Origin of the sequence: Caballeronia sp. SEWSISQ10-4 2, assembly GCF_030464885.1 — a bacterium.
GTDB lineage: Bacteria > Pseudomonadota > Gammaproteobacteria > Burkholderiales > Burkholderiaceae > Caballeronia.
Genome location: NZ_JALPRJ010000023.1, coordinates 82,681 through 98,101, shown reverse-complemented (window position 1 = coordinate 98,101; position 15,421 = coordinate 82,681). Strand labels below are relative to the sequence as shown.

At 61.0% G+C, this 15,421-nt stretch carries 14 protein-coding genes; 3 read left to right on the top strand and 11 right to left on the bottom strand.

Annotation, left to right across the window (positions count from 1 at the left end; translation table 11 throughout):
- The first annotated feature begins 3 nt into the window (after window positions 1-3).
- Genes M0D69_RS17490 through M0D69_RS17480 form a run of 3 tightly spaced genes read left to right on the top strand, consistent with a single transcriptional unit; the run spans window position 4 to window position 3,379 of the window.
- Entirely contained in the window at window positions 4-2,100 is a 2,097-nt protein-coding gene (locus M0D69_RS17490; protein ID WP_301783215.1) for a DUF802 domain-containing protein, read from the top strand.
- Window positions 2,097-2,741, top strand: a complete 645-nt coding sequence (locus tag M0D69_RS17485) for an OmpA family protein (protein WP_301783214.1) — start codon at window positions 2,097-2,099, stop codon at window positions 2,739-2,741. The genes M0D69_RS17490 and M0D69_RS17485 overlap by 4 nt, the downstream gene beginning before the upstream one ends.
- Window positions 2,738-3,379, top strand: a complete 642-nt coding sequence (locus M0D69_RS17480) for a DUF2894 domain-containing protein (protein ID WP_301783213.1) — start codon at window positions 2,738-2,740, stop codon at window positions 3,377-3,379. The genes M0D69_RS17485 and M0D69_RS17480 overlap by 4 nt, the downstream gene beginning before the upstream one ends.
- Before the next feature lie 35 nt (window positions 3,380-3,414).
- Here M0D69_RS17480 and M0D69_RS17475 read toward each other — a convergent pair whose 3' ends face one another.
- The 11 genes from M0D69_RS17475 to M0D69_RS17425 form a co-directional block, all read right to left on the bottom strand.
- Window positions 3,415-5,073 (bottom strand): AMP-binding protein, encoded by a 1,659-nt coding sequence (locus M0D69_RS17475; RefSeq protein WP_301783212.1) that lies wholly within the window; start codon window positions 5,071-5,073, stop codon window positions 3,415-3,417.
- A gap of 14 nt (window positions 5,074-5,087) precedes the next feature.
- Complete coding sequence (locus M0D69_RS17470; RefSeq protein WP_301783211.1) at window positions 5,088-5,483, bottom strand: RidA family protein; 396 nt, start codon at window positions 5,481-5,483, stop codon at window positions 5,088-5,090.
- Window positions 5,480-5,935 (bottom strand): thioesterase family protein, encoded by a 456-nt coding sequence (locus M0D69_RS17465; protein ID WP_301783210.1) that lies wholly within the window; start codon window positions 5,933-5,935, stop codon window positions 5,480-5,482. The genes M0D69_RS17470 and M0D69_RS17465 overlap by 4 nt, the downstream gene beginning before the upstream one ends.
- Entirely contained in the window at window positions 5,932-7,140 is a 1,209-nt protein-coding gene (locus tag M0D69_RS17460) for an acyl-CoA dehydrogenase family protein (protein WP_301783209.1), read from the bottom strand. Before M0D69_RS17460 ends, M0D69_RS17465 begins: the two co-directional genes overlap by 4 nt.
- Window position 7,141: 1 nt before the next feature.
- Window positions 7,142-7,990 carry an enoyl-CoA hydratase family protein gene (locus tag M0D69_RS17455; protein ID WP_301783208.1) on the bottom strand — a complete coding sequence of 283 codons (849 nt, stop codon included), beginning with the start codon at window positions 7,988-7,990 and terminating at the stop codon, window positions 7,142-7,144.
- Between the two features lie 34 nt (window positions 7,991-8,024).
- Entirely contained in the window at window positions 8,025-8,564 is a 540-nt protein-coding gene (locus tag M0D69_RS17450) for a MarR family winged helix-turn-helix transcriptional regulator (protein WP_301783207.1), read from the bottom strand.
- Entirely contained in the window at window positions 8,561-9,343 is a 783-nt protein-coding gene (locus M0D69_RS17445; RefSeq protein WP_301783206.1) for an SDR family NAD(P)-dependent oxidoreductase, read from the bottom strand. Before M0D69_RS17445 ends, M0D69_RS17450 begins: the two co-directional genes overlap by 4 nt.
- Window positions 9,340-11,673, bottom strand: coding sequence for a bifunctional salicylyl-CoA 5-hydroxylase/oxidoreductase (locus M0D69_RS17440; RefSeq protein ID WP_301783205.1), 2,334 nt, complete (start codon window positions 11,671-11,673; stop codon window positions 9,340-9,342). The genes M0D69_RS17445 and M0D69_RS17440 overlap by 4 nt, the downstream gene beginning before the upstream one ends.
- A gap of 309 nt (window positions 11,674-11,982) precedes the next feature.
- Entirely contained in the window at window positions 11,983-12,906 is a 924-nt protein-coding gene (locus M0D69_RS17435; protein WP_301783204.1) for a DMT family transporter, read from the bottom strand.
- A 377-nt stretch (window positions 12,907-13,283) separates the two neighbouring features.
- Window positions 13,284-14,273 (bottom strand): hypothetical protein, encoded by a 990-nt coding sequence (locus tag M0D69_RS17430; protein WP_301783203.1) that lies wholly within the window; start codon window positions 14,271-14,273, stop codon window positions 13,284-13,286.
- A gap of 166 nt (window positions 14,274-14,439) precedes the next feature.
- The gene (locus tag M0D69_RS17425; protein ID WP_301783202.1) at window positions 14,440-15,375 is read right to left on the bottom strand and encodes a LysR family transcriptional regulator; all 936 of its coding nucleotides are present in this window, start codon (window positions 15,373-15,375) and stop codon (window positions 14,440-14,442) included.
- Window positions 15,376-15,421 lie beyond the last annotated feature (46 nt).

The following is a 15,421-nucleotide window of genomic DNA, read 5'->3' as shown; positions in this document are numbered from 1 at the left end:
GCTATGTCCAGAAATCTTCTTAATCTTGTTGTGTTTTTAGTAGGTCTGGCGGCCGTGTGCTGGATCGGCGCCGGCTACGTCGGCTCGAACCCGCTGGCGCTGGCCGTCACCATGTTGATTGGCGCCTGCTACCTGGCGGGTGCGCTCGAGTTGCGGCGCTACAGCCAAGCCACTTCCACCCTGACGCGTGCCGTCACGGGCCTGTCCGAACCACCACGCAGCCTGGGCGTCTGGCTTGACCCATTGCATCCCAGCCTGCGCAATGCGGTGCGCCTGCGCATCGAGGGTGAACGTGTGGCGTTGGCCGGCCCGGCGCTGACGCCGTATCTGGTCGGCTTGCTAGTATTGCTGGGCATGTTGGGCACGCTCCTGGGCATGGTGGCGACCCTGAGAGGCACAGGGATGGCGCTGGATAGCGCGACGGACTTGCAGGCTATCCGCACGTCGCTGGCCGCGCCGGTCAAGGGGCTGGGATTTGCGTTCGGCACCTCGATCGCGGGCGTGGCTACATCCGCGATGCTGGGGCTGCTGTCCGCGTTGTGCCGGCGCGAGCGGATCGAGGCGGCGCAGATGCTCGACGTGAAGATCGCGACCACGTTGCGCGTCTACTCGAAGGCTCATCAGCGCGAGGAAAGCTTCAAGCTCCTGCAAAGGCAGGCCGAGATGATGCCCACGCTGGTCGACCGGCTGCAGGCCATGATGGCGGCCATCGAGCAACAGAATCTGGCCTTGAACGAGCGGCAGATCGCCAGTCAGGACGCCTTCCACGGCAAGACCGAGGTCGCCTACACTCGCCTGGCTTCCTCCGTGGAGCAGTCAATGAAGGCGAGCGTCGCCGAAAGCGCCCGCGCCGCCAGCGCCGCGCTGCAGCCGGTCATGGAGGCCACGATGGCAGGTCTCGCGCGCGAGGCGACCTCGTTACACGATACCGTCACGCATGCCGTGCAGCGGCAGCTGGACGGGCTGACCACCGGTTTCGAGGCGACGACCACGACCGTGGCGGGCATCTGGAACCAGGCACTGGCAGGACACCAGCGATCCAGCGAGGCGCTTACCCAAGACCTGCGCACCTCTCTGGATCGATTCACCGAAACCTTCGAGCAGCGCTCGGCCGGCCTGCTGGACGGCGTCTCCGCGCGACTCGATGCCACGGCGGGTAGTGTGTCGGAAGCGTGGAAGCAGGCGCTGTCGCAGCAAGAGCGCGTCGGCGAGAAGCTGGCGGGCCACAACCAGCAAGCCCTGGCGGCGGCCGCAGCGACCTTCGAGCTGCACTCGGCGTCGCTGCTGCGCACCGTGGGCCAGTCGCATGCGGACTTGCAAGCGGAATTGGCGTCGCGGGACCAGCAACGGCTGGCGGTATGGACCGAGACGCTCGGTTCGATGGCCGCTACGTTGAGCAGCGAATGGGAGCAGACGGGCACGCGCACCGCGAGCCGGCAGCAGGAGATTTGCGACACGCTGGCGCAGACCGCGCGTGACATCTCGGCCCAGACTCAGGCGCACGCCAGCAACACGATCGCCGAGATCTCCCGGCTCGTGCAAGCCGCATCGGAAGCCCCAAAAGCCGCGGCCGAAGTCGTCGCCGAACTGCGCCAGAAGCTCTCCGACAGCATGGTCCGCGACACCGCGATGCTGGAGGAGCGCAGCCGCCTGCTGGCGACGCTGGAAACCCTGCTCGATGCCGTGAACCATGCCTCCACCGAGCAGCGCTCAGCCGTCGACGCACTGGTCACCACGTCGGCGGATTTGCTGGGTCGTGTCGGCACCCGCTTCACCGACAAGGTCGAGCTTGAGACTGGGAAGTTGGGCGCCGTTGCCGCGCAGGTCACCGGCAGCGCCGTCGAGGTGGCGAGCCTGGGTGAAGCATTCGGAGCGGCCGTACAGGTGTTCGGCGAGTCGAACGACAAGCTGGTAGTTCATCTGCAGCGTATCGAAGCCGCATTGGACAAGTCCCTCGCGCGCAGTGACGAACAGCTTGCCTATTACGTGGCGCAGGCTCGGGAAGTCATCGACTTGAGCATGATGTCGCAGAGGCAGATCGTCGAAGACCTGCAACAGCTTGCCGGCCGCCGGGCTTCTGCCGGAGCCGAAGCGGCATGAGCGAAGAAATCGACGGCGGCGTCGAGCCGACGGCTCCGATATGGCCCGCGTTCGCCGACCTGATGTCGGTGCTGCTGGGCGCCTTCATGCTGATCCTGGTGGGTGTCATCGGCATGCAGCTGGAACTCTCAAGCAGGCTGGAACAGGAGGTCCGGCAGCGGCAGATGGAAACGCAACGCCGCAAGACCCTGGAGCAGGCGCTAGCAGGGCCGCTTGCTGCGGGACGGGTGACGCTGGTCAACGGGCGCATCGGCATCAACGGCAGCGTGTTGTTCGCGCTGAACTCCGCCCAATTGCAGCCGGAAGGCAGGGAAGTATTGAAGAGCCTGGCCGGTCCCCTATCCGCTTACCTCCGGGCCAATGACGAGATCCTCATGGTCAGCGGCTTTACCGACGACCGGCAAGTGCGGGACGGCAACCGTCGCTTTGCAGACAACTGGGAGCTGTCGGCCCAGCGCGCGTTGACGGTGACCCGTGCCTTGATCGATGAAGGTGTCTCCGCCTCCTCGGTGTTCGCGGCAGCGTTCGGCTCCGGGCAGCCAGTGAGCTCCAATGCCGACGACCAGGGACGAGCGAGGAACCGGCGAGTGGAAATTGCGCCTGTCCCGAGGCCGTCGACCGCAACGGTGAAAGCCCCATGAGTAGTAGCGGTAGTGGCGTGGCAAGCGACGCCCGGGCGATGCTCGACGCATGGCGCGAGCGCGGCGCCGATCGCCTGGATCCGGTCCGTTTTCATTTCATCGAGGCACTGGATCGGCGGGCGGCCGGCCACAGCGGCGAGGCGCGACGTATCCTGGACGACAGGCTGTCGAAGCTGATCGAGGCCTATGCCGGCGATATCGAGAGCGTCGCATCCAGAGTTGTCGCGACATCGCCAGACGAGCCCGCTCGCGGAGCACTTGCGGGACTAATCGATTACATGGCTGGCCATGCGCCCTCTGATAGCGAAAGGCCCGCGGCCGCGCCCCGGCCCTCCTCCTATCCAGAACTGGAGGTGCTCGACTACTTCAGGGAAGTCTGGACCAAGCTCAGTACCGAGAAACAGTTTCTGCAGTCGCTTGCGCAAGTGCCGGGGAATGCCGGTCCGCTCAACTCAAGTAGCCTCGTGCACCGGTCGCTCTCGCTGATGCGCGAGCTATCACCGGGGTATCTCCAGCAGTTCTTGTCGTACGTTGACGCGTTGTCCTGGATGGAGCAGATGAACGGCGGCGCATTGGCGGAGAAAGATGCGCCTCGCTCCGGGAACACCCGCAAGAGTGCCCGGGGCAAACCACGTTAGGGCTGTGAATCGTCAACTACAAGGTACCGCTCGCATCAAGACGCCGCCATTGCCCGCAATGCAAAACGCTTTAGCTTGCCCGTCTCGGTGCGAGGCAGCGCATCGATAAATTCGATCGCACGTGGGTACTTGTACGGCGCGATCTGGTCCTTCACAAACGTCTGTAGCTGCACCACAAGCGCATCGCTCGCGACAAACCCCGGGCTAAGAACAACAAAGGCCTTGGCAATTTGCCCGCGCTCGTCGTCGGGCGCGCTGACCACTCCGCACTCCGCGACCGCTTCATGCAGCAGGAGCGCGCTCTCGACTTCCGGCCCGGAAATGTTATAGCCGGCCGAGATGATCATGTCGTCAGCGCGGGACTGATAAAAGACGTACCCGTCCGCGTCGATGCTCACCGAATCGCCCGGAAGGTTCCATCCCTCGCGGACAAACTTTTGCTGCCGCGGATCGCTTAGATAACGGCACCCCGTCGGTCCTCTCACAGCGAGCATGCCGATCTCGCCGGCAGGAACAGGCTGCATGTCGTCATCGACAGCCTGGACCACATAACCCGGCACCGCACGGCCGATCGCACGATCGCGCGACTGTGCATCGGCGCTCGATATAAAGATGTGGATCATTTCAGTGCTGCCGATTCCGTCGATCATTTGCAGGCCCGTGGCTTGTCTCCAGAGCTTGCGTGTGGAGTCAGGCAGCGCTTCACCTGCCGATACGCTTTTTCTCAGGCTCGATAAATCAAACCGCGATGCGAGGCCCGCCATCTGCCGGTAGAAGGTCGGCGCCGTGAACATGATCGTCGCGCGAAAACGCTCGACGATCTGCAGCAGCGTTTCCGGCGTCAGCCGTTCGATCAGCACCACCGATGCCCCCGCGCGCAGCGGAAAACACAGCAGCCCGCCGAGCCCAAAGGTGAACGCAAGCGGAGGCGTGCCGCAGAAGATATCGTCGGCGGTGGGCTTGAGTACATGGCGCGGAAACAGGTCGCACATAGCAAGCACGTCGCGATGAAAATGCACGCAGCCCTTCGGCATTCCCGTTGTGCCGCTGGTGAATGCGATCAGGCAGACGTCGTCGGCAGCGGTGTCCACCGCCGTGTAGTCGGCGGGCTGAAGCGAAGCGAGCGTATCGACCGAATCGGCCCCGTCGTCATGAAAGAGCCTTGTTCGCAGCAGGTTTTCGCAAAAATGCGCGTTGGAGGGATCGCTGCATTGCGCGAGTTCGTCGACCAGTCGCGCATCGCATAACGCGGCCGAAACCTGCGCCTTGTCGATGATCTGCTTCAGTTCCTTTGCCCGCAGCAGCGGCATGGTCGGCACAACCACCAGCCCTGCCTTCAAGGACGCGAGCCACGCGATCGCCATAAGCAGCGTGTTCGGGCCGCGCAGCAAGATGCGGTTTCCCGGCACCAGTCCCATCACGCCGGACAGCACATGCGCCGTCTGGTTCACGCGCGTGCGCAATTCGTTGTACGTGGTTGCATGCGCAACACCATCGACGTCCGACCAGATCGCAGGCCGCGCTCCCTGCCCGCGTTCCGGGTGGTCATCGATTATCCGGTCCAGCAATTCGACCGCGCAATTCAGGCGTGCCGGATAAGCAACATCCGGGTTGTCGAGCAGAAACTGCGGCCACTCGCCGGGCAGCGGCAGGTTGTCGCGGGCAAATGTATCGACGTGAGCCGAAGGTTCCATGGTGAACTCCGATGTTAGTCCGGAATAACGGCAGTGGCTTCGATCTCCACCTTGGCTTCATCTTCAATGAGCGCGGCCACCTGCACGGCGCTCATCGCGATGTCGTAGTCGCCGATCAGTTCGCGAAACGCGCTGCCCACGTCCCTCAGCGAAGCAACATATTCACGCTTGTCGGTGACATACCAGGTCAGCCGTACGAGATGTTCCGGGCGTCCCCCTGCAACGGCCAGTACCGCGACTATGTTGGCCAGCGCCTGCTTTGCCTGCGCGCCGAAGTCGCTGCTCTGGAAGCGGCCCTGCCCGTCCCAGCCTATTTGTCCTGCTATGAAGACTTGCGTACCGCGTGCGGCAACACCGTTCGCGTATCCGCGCGGCTTGACCCAGCCATCCGGGAGCAATGCTTTTTTCACGACCGTGTCTCCTTGATCCCGGCTGACGCAGCCGGATTGAAACGTGTCAGCGCAGCGCGGATGTCGTCGGGAATATCGATCGACACGCCTGATTCAAGCGATGTGGTGACAAGTACCTGCCGCGCATGAAAGCGCGTTTCGCCATGCGACTGCGCTTCTATAACAATGCCGACCGAACGAGCACCAAAGCGTTCGAGCGTGAGCGACAGCATGAGGGTGTCGCTCATCTGGCTCGGCTTCGAGAACGTGCAATCGAGCTTCACGATGGGCAAGCCGACACGGCGTTTGCTGATCATCGCGGCATAGTCGATGTCGAGCGCTTCGTTGAACCAGTCCTCGACCAGCGCATTCGTCATCACGAGATACTGCGGAAAAAATACGATGCCAGCAGGGTCGCAATGCGAGAAGCGAATGCGCACCGGCCGTTCGAAATGCTTCGATGGTCCGCTCATGTTGTTGTCCTCGCAGCGTGAGCCTTGAGCAGATCGCGCCCGACGATCAACTGCTGCACTTCGGTCGCACCTTCGTAGATCCGCAGCGCACGAATCTCCCGATACAGTTGCTCAACCACCGCACCGCTCTGCACGCCGCTTCCGCCCCACAATTGCACGGCAGCATCGATGACTTGCTGCGCCCCTTCGCTCGCGTGCCACTTCGCTAATGCCGCTTCGCGCGTGACCGATTTACCCTGATCGCGCATCCACGCGGCGCGATAAACAAGCAGTGCGGCGCTGTCGATCGTGAGCGCCATTTGCGCGAGCTTCGCTTGCGTCAACTGGAAGTCGCCAAGCGTCTGCCCGAACATCTTGCGCGACGCGGCACGCTCGAGCCCTTCGCTCATTGCACGCCGCGCGAAGCCGAGCGATGCTGCCGCGACCGAGGTGCGGAAGATATCGAGTGTGCGCATTGCAAGCTTGAAACCTTCGCCTGGATTACCGAGCAGCGCGGTACGCGGCACGCGTGCGTGTTCGAATGAAAGACGCGCCAGCGGATGCGGCGCGATTACGTCCAGCCGTTCGGCAATGTGCAACCCCGGCGTATCTGCATCGACGATAAACGCGCTGATGCCACGCGCTCCCGGTGCTTCACCGGTGCGTGCGAACACCACGTAGAAGTTCGCGATGCCGCCGTTCGAGATCCAGGTCTTCTCGCCATCGAGCACGTACGTGTCGCCGTCTTCGCGAGCGCTGAGCGCGAGCGCCGCGACGTCGGAGCCTGCGTCGGGTTCGGTCAGTGCGAAGGCGGCGATGATCTCGCCGCTTGCCACACGCGGCAGATAGCGCTGCTTTTGCGCTTCGTTACCCGCCAGCGAAATAGCACCCGAACCGAGTCCTTGCATAGCGAGCGCGAAGTCAGCGAGACCGCTGTGGCGAGCGAGCGTTTCGCGCAGCAGACAAACGGCACGCGTGTCGATAGTGTCGCCGTGTCCGCCATAAGCCGTGCCGCCGACGCCATATCGCAACCACCCGGCCGCGCCGAGTTCGCGTACCAGCCGACGACAGGTTGCATCGACGTTCGCATGATCGGCATGGGTATCGCCAAGATGTTCCGATGCCCACGCATCGATACGCGCGCCGAGTTCACGATGCCGTGTTTCGAAGAATGGCCATGCGAGGGAATCGTGGAACGCGTCGGAAGTTGTTTGAGGATGTGCCAACTCAATCTCCCTCGAAAACAGGTCGCGTCTTTGCAGCGAACGCGCGATACGCGCGGCCGAAGTCGTTGGTCGCCATGCAGATTGCCTGCGCCTGTGCTTCGGATTCGATCGCTTCGTCGATGCTCATGCTCCATTCCTGATGCAGCATCTTCTTGGTGATGCCATGCGCGAAGGTCGGACCCGACGCAAGATCGGAAGCGAGCGATTGAGCTTCGCGCAAGACATCGCCAGGTTCGCATAGGCGGTTGTAGAAGCCCCATGCGAAACCCTCGCCGCCGCTCGCGGAACGCCCGGTAAAAAGCAGCTCGGCTGCTCTGCCCTGACCGATGATGCGCGGCAGGATTGCGCATGCACCCATGTCACAGCCCGCCAGTCCCACGCGGGTAAAGAGAAATGCGAGCTTGCTGCGCGCGGTGCCCAGCCGCAGATCCGAAGCCATTGCCACGATAGCGCCGGCCCCAGCGCAAATGCCATCGACAGCCGAAACGATCGGCTGCGGGCAATGGCGCATCGCTTTGACGAGGTCGCCCGTCATGCGCGTGAACATGAGCAGCTCAGGCATTGGCAAGTCGACGAGCGGTGCGATGATGTCGTGCACGTCGCCACCGGAGCAGAAGTTATCGCCGGCGCCATGTATCACGATGCTCTTTACGTCGGTAGCGTAAGCGAGCTGCCGGAACAGGTCGCGTAACTCCGCATACGATTCAAACGTCAGCGGGTTCTTGCGCTCCGGCCGGTCGAGCGTGATCGTGCCGACGCCGTTCGTAACAGACCAGCCAGAATGGTTCGCGTGGTAGTCGCCGAGTGTCGTGCGGTTGCCGGCAAAAAGCGCGGCGGTGTTGTCGTTCATCGACTGTCTCCGTATGTGTCCGAGCAAGGCTTCGTCACGAATCCGTACGCTCGCGCAAATGCTGTTTAAGCTTGCCAAGCTTCTGGTGCATACGCGCCTTGTCGGCAAGCGGCAAACCGCCGAACAACTCGACGACCCACTGTTCATGCGCCCGCGCCATGCGATCGAACGACTCGCGGCCGTGCGCAGTGAGGCGCACCGTGAACGAACGGCGGTCATTCGGGTCGATATCGCGCACTACAAGACCTTCCTTCTCCAACTGGTCCGTCAGACCGGTCACGTTGCCGCCCGTCACCATCAGACGCCGTGAAAGCTCGTTCATCTTCAGGCCTTCGGGATGGCGTTCCAGTTGGGCCATCATGTCGAAACGCGGCAGCGTGGTGTCGAATTCGGCGCGCAGGCGCTTGCGCAGTTCGGCTTGCACCAGGTTGGTTGTGGTGAGCATGCGCAGCCATAAGCGCAGTCCCATGTGACTGTCGACGCCGGTGCTCATCTCGAGGTCGACGACGTTGCCGGCGGCCTTGTCCTTCTCGGGCGCGGCGGCTTTAACCGTGCGGGCAGCGGGCTTGTTCACATTACTTCTCCACCTGAAATAGAAATTGTCTGGCCAGTGATCGATCGCGATTCCGGTAAGCAAAGCCATAACACCGAACTCGCGACTTCGTCCGGCGTCACGAAGCGACGTTGCGGATTCGAGCGCAGCAGCGCTTCGCGTGCCTCTTCCTCGCTACGCCCGGTCTGCGCAACGATCTTTTCGATCGACTGGTCGAGCAGCCCGGTTTCGGTATAACCGGGACACACGGCATTGACGGTCACGCCACGCGTGGCGACTTCAAGCGCCAGCGAACGCGTCATACCGATCACGCCATGCTTGGCCGCGCAATAGGCGGCCACGTAAGCGTAACCCACCTGGCCCGCGGTACTGGCCACGTTGACAATGCGTCCGCTGCGACGTTCGAGCATGCCAGGGAGAACAGCTTGGGTGCAGAGGAACACGCCCGTGAGATTCACGTCGAGCATACGTTTCCATAGCGCGAAATCGGTCTTCGTAAACGGTGCGGCTTCGGCTTGGCCCGCGTTGTTGACGAGGATGTCGATGAACCCGTGTTCGCTGGCTGCAGCGAACGCTGTGGCGACGGAATCGGCGGACGTGACATCGACGCTCTGTACATGAACCGTGCCGAGTTGGCTCAATGCTTCGGCCTGATAGGCCAGCCGTGCCGCGTCCCGGCCCATCAGCGTGACCTGTGCTCCCGCCGTTACCAGCATACGGGCGATAGCAGCGCCAATACCGCTGCCGCCGCCTGTAACCACCGCGTGTTGGCCGCTAAGCGTATAAGCGGTAGTGTTCATGCTTCACCCTCCGCACGTTGCGCACGCTCACGTTCATAGCCGCGTTCGAGTTGGGACTTCGCCGCGTAATACTGCTTTGGCCAGGTGATATCGGCGTAACCGAGCTTCGCTGCCTGGTCGAGCGTCCACGAAGGATTCGCGAGATGTGGACGCGCCACGGCGCACAGGTCGGCGCGGCCCGCTGCGATGATGCTGTTCACGTGATCGGCTTCCGAGATCGCCCCGACAGCGATGGTCGCGATACCTGCTTCGTTGCGCACGCGATCCGAGAAAGGTGTCTGGAACATACGGCCATAGACTGGTTTCTCGTCCTTGCTGACCTGTCCCGACGATACGTCGATCATGTCCGCGCCCGCCTCCTTGAACGCACGCGCGATCAGCACGGCGTCGTCGGGCGTAATGCCGCCGTCCACCCAGTCGTGCGCCGAGATGCGCACGGAAATGGGCTTGTCATGGGGCCACACGGCGCGGATCGCCTTGAACACTTCGAGCGGAAAACGCAGGCGATTGGCGGGTGAACCGCCGTATTCATCGTCGCGATGATTCGTGAGTGGAGACAGAAAACCCGACAGCAGATAACCGTGCGCGCAGTGCAGTTCCAGCCAGTCAAAACCCGCTTCCACGGCAAGCTCGGCCGAGCGCACGAACTGCGCCTTGATCGCGCTCAAATCGTCCGCGTTTGCCGCACGCGACCATTGGCTGATGCCTTTCAAGTACTGCTGCCGCGACGCCGATACGATCGGCCAGTTGCCTTCTTCAAGCGGTTTGTCCGTCCCTTCCCAACTCACACGCGTGGATGCCTTCGCGCCCGCATGACCGAGCTGAATGCCGATCTTCGCATCCGTTTCCCGATGCACGAAGTCGACAATGCGCCGCCAAGCGTCACGTTGCGTGTCGTTATAGAGGCCCGGACAGCCCGGCGTGATGCGGCCCTCGGGCGAAACGCAGGTCATCTCCGTCATCACCAGCGCAGCCCCGCCCATGGCGCGCGCACCGAGATGCATCAGATGGTAGTCGCCGGCGATACCATCGACCGCCGAGTACTGAGCCATCGGAGAAACCACCACACGGTTCTTCAGCGTCACGCCGCGTACGGTGAATGGCGTGAACATCGGCGGGACGAAACGCTTGCCGCCGCTATCGATATCAAGCCCCGAGCGCCGTGCGATCCAGTTTTCGAACTCGGCGAGATAGGTTGCGTCGCGTGAGCGCAGGTTTTCATGCGAGATGCGTTGCGAACGCGTGAGCAGCGAGTAAGCGAATTGCTCGGGCTCGAACGACGCATACCGTTCAACGTTTTCGAACCATTCCGTGGAGTTGCGCGCGGCGTTCTGGATGCGCAGGACGTCGACGCTGCGAACCTCCGTGTAGTGATCGAGCGCTGCCGCGAGATCGCCCGGATGCTCCGCGATGCTGTTCGTCAGTTCGATCGCATCTTCAAGCGCGAGCTTGGTACCGGAGCCGATCGAGAAGTGCGCCGTATGCGCGGCATCGCCCATCAGGACGACGGGCGTCACGCTGCCGTCACTGTTCGGGCGGTTATGCACCCACGTTTCGTTCACGATGCGCGGAAACCGGATCCACTGCGAGGAACCGCGCAAATGCAGCGCGTTGGACTTGAGCGCATGACCGTCGAGATACTTCGCAAAGAGCCGTTCGCAAAAAGCGATGCCGTCTTCCTTGCTCATTTCATCCAGGCCCGCCGCGCGCCAGACCCGTTCCGGCGCCTCCACGATGAACGTCGACATATGGTCGTCGAAGCGATACGCATGCGCCTGGAACCAGCCGAACTCCGTCTTTTCGAAGGCGAACGTGAAGGCGTCGAACAGCTTGTCCGTGCCGAGCCAGACGAAGCGGCAGTCACGCAGATCGATGTCGGGTTTGTACGTAGCCGCGTATTTCGTGCGCACGACGCTGTTGGCGCCATCGCACGCGACGATGAGGTCGGCGTCATACGATTCGTCGCTCGCAACTTGCGTTTCGAACACCAGCTTCACGCCGAGCGCTTCGGCACGCGCTTGGAGAATGTTCAGCAGGCGCTTGCGGCCGATGCCGCAGAAACCGTGTCCGGACGAGCGCAGCGTGCGGCCGTTGATATGGATATCGATGTCGTCCCAGTGATTGAACGCATCGAGAATTGCCGTGGCACTCGCCTCGTCCGCGCGACGCAAGTTGCCGAGCGTCTGGTCGGAGAACACCACGCCCCAGCCGAAGGTGTCGTAAGGCCGATTGCGCTCCACCACCGTGACATCGTGAGCAGGATTTTGCTTCTTCATCAGCAAGCCAAAATACAGACCCGCGGGGCCGCCACCGATACAAACGATGCGCATGATGCGCTCCATGCTGAAGAGTCAGTATTAATTTAGGCTTCAATAGTTTAGGTGTCAAGTAAATTTATAAAGGGAGTGTTTCGTGCGTCCGGTCTCTTGATCTGAAAGAATAAAGTCGGTCCGGGGGCTTTTCACGCGAACGTCCGGGTTGTACTTCAGCGAATGCGTACTTTCAACCCACGTCGACCACCAGGTCCAACAGAAAGGAGCGCCCGCTTTCAAGGCCCAACGGACCTCTATGCTGCGCAACTTTAGCGTTGAACCGCGGGCATCGCAGTATGCCTGCGAGAAGCACGAACAGAATCGAGTTTAAGGGCGAGCGGCAGCTACGCGAACTGATTGTGCTGTCTCGCGGGCTGCTCGTTGTCGTCCAATCTGCAACATCGCGATACTGGCAAGAATCAAGGCGATGGCGGTCACTTCCAATACGCCAACCTTTTCCCCGGCGACCCAACCAATTAGAAGCGCAACGGTAGGTGTAATGTAGGTTGAGCCCGAGGCGGCAACTGCTCCGAGCTCCTGCAGCAGGAAGTAGTAGATCAAAAAGGCGATTCCGGTTCCGAGGATACCAAGTCCGACCACAACACCTGCTGCCGCCTGCCAATCGTGCAGTATGTGCCCTATCCCGGTGAAGTCTGTCAGCACGGCAAGCATAAGCAGGGCCAGTCCCATCTGCCAAGCGACCAACGCCAAGGGCGGGAGGTTGAATGGCGATAGAAAACGGCGGACGTAAACATACGACATCCCGAGGATGATCGAACCTGCCAACATCCAGAAGACGCCGGCAAGATCGATGGGGTTGTCTGCACCCTTCCAAGGCCGCGCTGTCAGAACAATGCCGGCAAACCCTAGAACCACACCAACCACCATTAACCCGTTCACTTTCTCTGTTCGCAGAAGCAACAGCGAGAAGATAGCGGTGAATATAGCGATAGAGCCACCCAAAACACCTGCGACGCCTGAAGGGAGCAGCGCAGTGCCTTTCACGATGACAACGTAGTAGAGCACTGTCGCCACAGCAGCCATGACGAAAAAGTGGGGCAGATGACGCAGCTGGCTACGGTTGATCACTCCCTGATGCCATGCCGCAAGCGCCAGTGGCAGGAAGCCGAAAAGTACCCGCAAAAAGGCAATCTGCATTGGGCTGATCAGGGTCACGGCCCACTTCATGTAGATGAAGTTCGATCCCCAGATGAAGCCAAGAAGGACGAAAGCAGCCTTGGTAAGTCTCATTGCATGCCTCGCCGATCTATCAGATTGGTCGTCAGTAAATCAAAGCCCAAAATCCGCTGATAGAACAAAAGCGGCATCGCCGTAGGACGTATTGGTCATGATTCGGCAACCGGATCGGCGACGGAAATTCACGGCACGCGCAGCGTTGGCGGAACTCAGCAAATGACCCGTTCAGAGCAGACCGTGTATGTAAGCGTTAGGCTTCGGCCTGCGAATTGGAAGCGTCCCATTCGTAAATCGGTGGCGAACGAGTCGTTGCGAAGACGACCGTAGTATCTACGAGCAGAACCAAGCCCGGCGGCGCAGGAAACGGCACAAGAAGGTGAGCGTGACAGCGAAGTGCGACGCTAAAAGCAATGGCGCCGCACAAGCAACGACTATGGAGCTTTTCCGTGGGTGTTACCAAAGGTTTGCTGCGGCAGGCTATTCAGGTTTCTTTCAGGCACGCGCTGAATGTCAAACGTTCTCAATTGACCGTTTTGCGCGCCAGTATAGACCGTGTCGACGTCCAGATCGAAGTCGGTGATGATGACAAGGAAGCCGTCCAGTAAGCCCGATGGCTCTTTGCCGGACTGCGGATTTTTGGCGAGGGACCGGATATCGTCGCAGTCAATCTTTTGGACCTGATCGGCGCCGAGTTGCACATAAGTGAACGACGAGACGAAACCTGCGGACTTAGCATCGGCGCCCGCGGTAGCCACTTTCATTTTTAACACCGCCGTCACGTCAGCCGGGTTGTGCACGTTAACCGTGGCGAAGTACTGACCGGAAGCGACGATTCCGTGGCCGCTCTGGGCTTGGTCCGTGTCAGGAGCGCCGCACACAAATTTTTCCGGATACTCGTGGGCGGCCGCAGCGAGCGGATCGTCGATCACACGCAGGGCGAATTCCAGATCCGGACGTGGGGACGCTTTGATGAATGCAATACCACCTGGATAATCATTCGGAGTGCCATAAATACCAAAGCCAGCAACGTTCGGGGGAGTCGGCGTGATCTGGGTCATGACGGCGGTATAGGTTTGCCCGACCGTAACTGCGACACCGCTGAAGTCAAAATTCACGAAGCCGTACAGGCTCTGCGGCGCAACCGCTTGCCTCGTAGCAAGGACGGCGCCGGAGGTTCCGGCGCCCCTAAGCAGGGACAGCTGAAAGGTTATCAAAGGGAGGCAGTTGCAGGTGCTCGTCCACATACCGACAGACTTGAGCACGCTCCTGTCGGCAGTGAAGCTCTGGCCCGTCGGCGCAAAGAGTTGGATGTTGACCGAAAAACTGCTGGTCGAGACGATCGGGTTGCCGATGATGATGTCAGCAAAGGCGAATCGCGTCGCGAGCAAGAACACGATCGAAAGCAATGAAATGCGCTTCATTAATCGAGCCCCCAGCGCAGCAGACCTGATTCGGCACGGCAAACTCCGTGCGAATGGCGCAAGCGCACGCAATCCCTGTTTTATAGTCTACGTTTTCTATCTTAACCAGGCCGATCTGTATTTATGGCGTGATGAAGTGGCGTTATGTCCGCATCGCCAGTCGGGCTCAGCGAAACTCCGTGGCGTCGGCCGCGAGCATCGGTGCAACGTGTGTCTTGAGCAAATCCAGCCATGCTTTGGTTTTTGCGTCCAGAAAGCGGCGGGACGGATAAAGCGCGAAGACGCCGACGTCGGCCGAACGCCAGGACGGCAGCACACGGACAAGACGGCGGCTGCGTATCGCATCAATCACAGTAAAAAAGGGCAAAAATGCGACCCCGCTAGCCTGCACTGCAGCGCTCAGGGGTACGTCCGGGTGGTCTCCGATGACCGGTCCGTCTGGTTGAACCTGATACGACCGCTTACCCGAAGTCAACTCCCACTCCGTCGATGCGGATGGATTGATAAGCCGGATGCACGCATGATTCGCCAGCTCCCGTGGGTGATCCGGTAAGCCCCGTAATTCGAGGTAGGCGGGAGCCGCGCACAACACACTGAATGTCGTGCCGAGCGGCACTGCGACGAGTCCCGAGTCCGACAGATGTCGTGTCAGATAAATGCTGACGTCAATCCCTGCAGCAAGAAGATCTGGCGCGTACTGCGAGGTGCTGTAGTCGACCGTGACTTGAGGATAGCGGGAGCAAAATCCCGCGATCAGCGGAACGACATAGCGATTGCCGAAATTCCCCATGCACAGTACGCGAAGCCGTCCGGAGGGCTCGATCGTCGAGCCCGACGCGACGGCTTCGGCCACGTCGACTCGTTCGAGAATATCGCGGCATTGGATCGCATACGCGTCGCCAGCGCTGGTAAGCGCAATGCGACGCGTGGTTCGCTGCAGGAGCTGCGTCTGCAGGCGTTTCTCGAGTTCGGAAACGAGCCGTGACACCTGTGCCGTTGTCAAGCTCATCTGCTCGGCTGCGGACGTAAATGTGCCGGTGTCGACGACCTTCACGAACGCGTTCATCGCGTGCAGCAATCCATAGTCGAGATTCTTGCGCATGACGTAACTAAGTTTCCAATCGCAGACGATTGTTGCCTAGATTAGT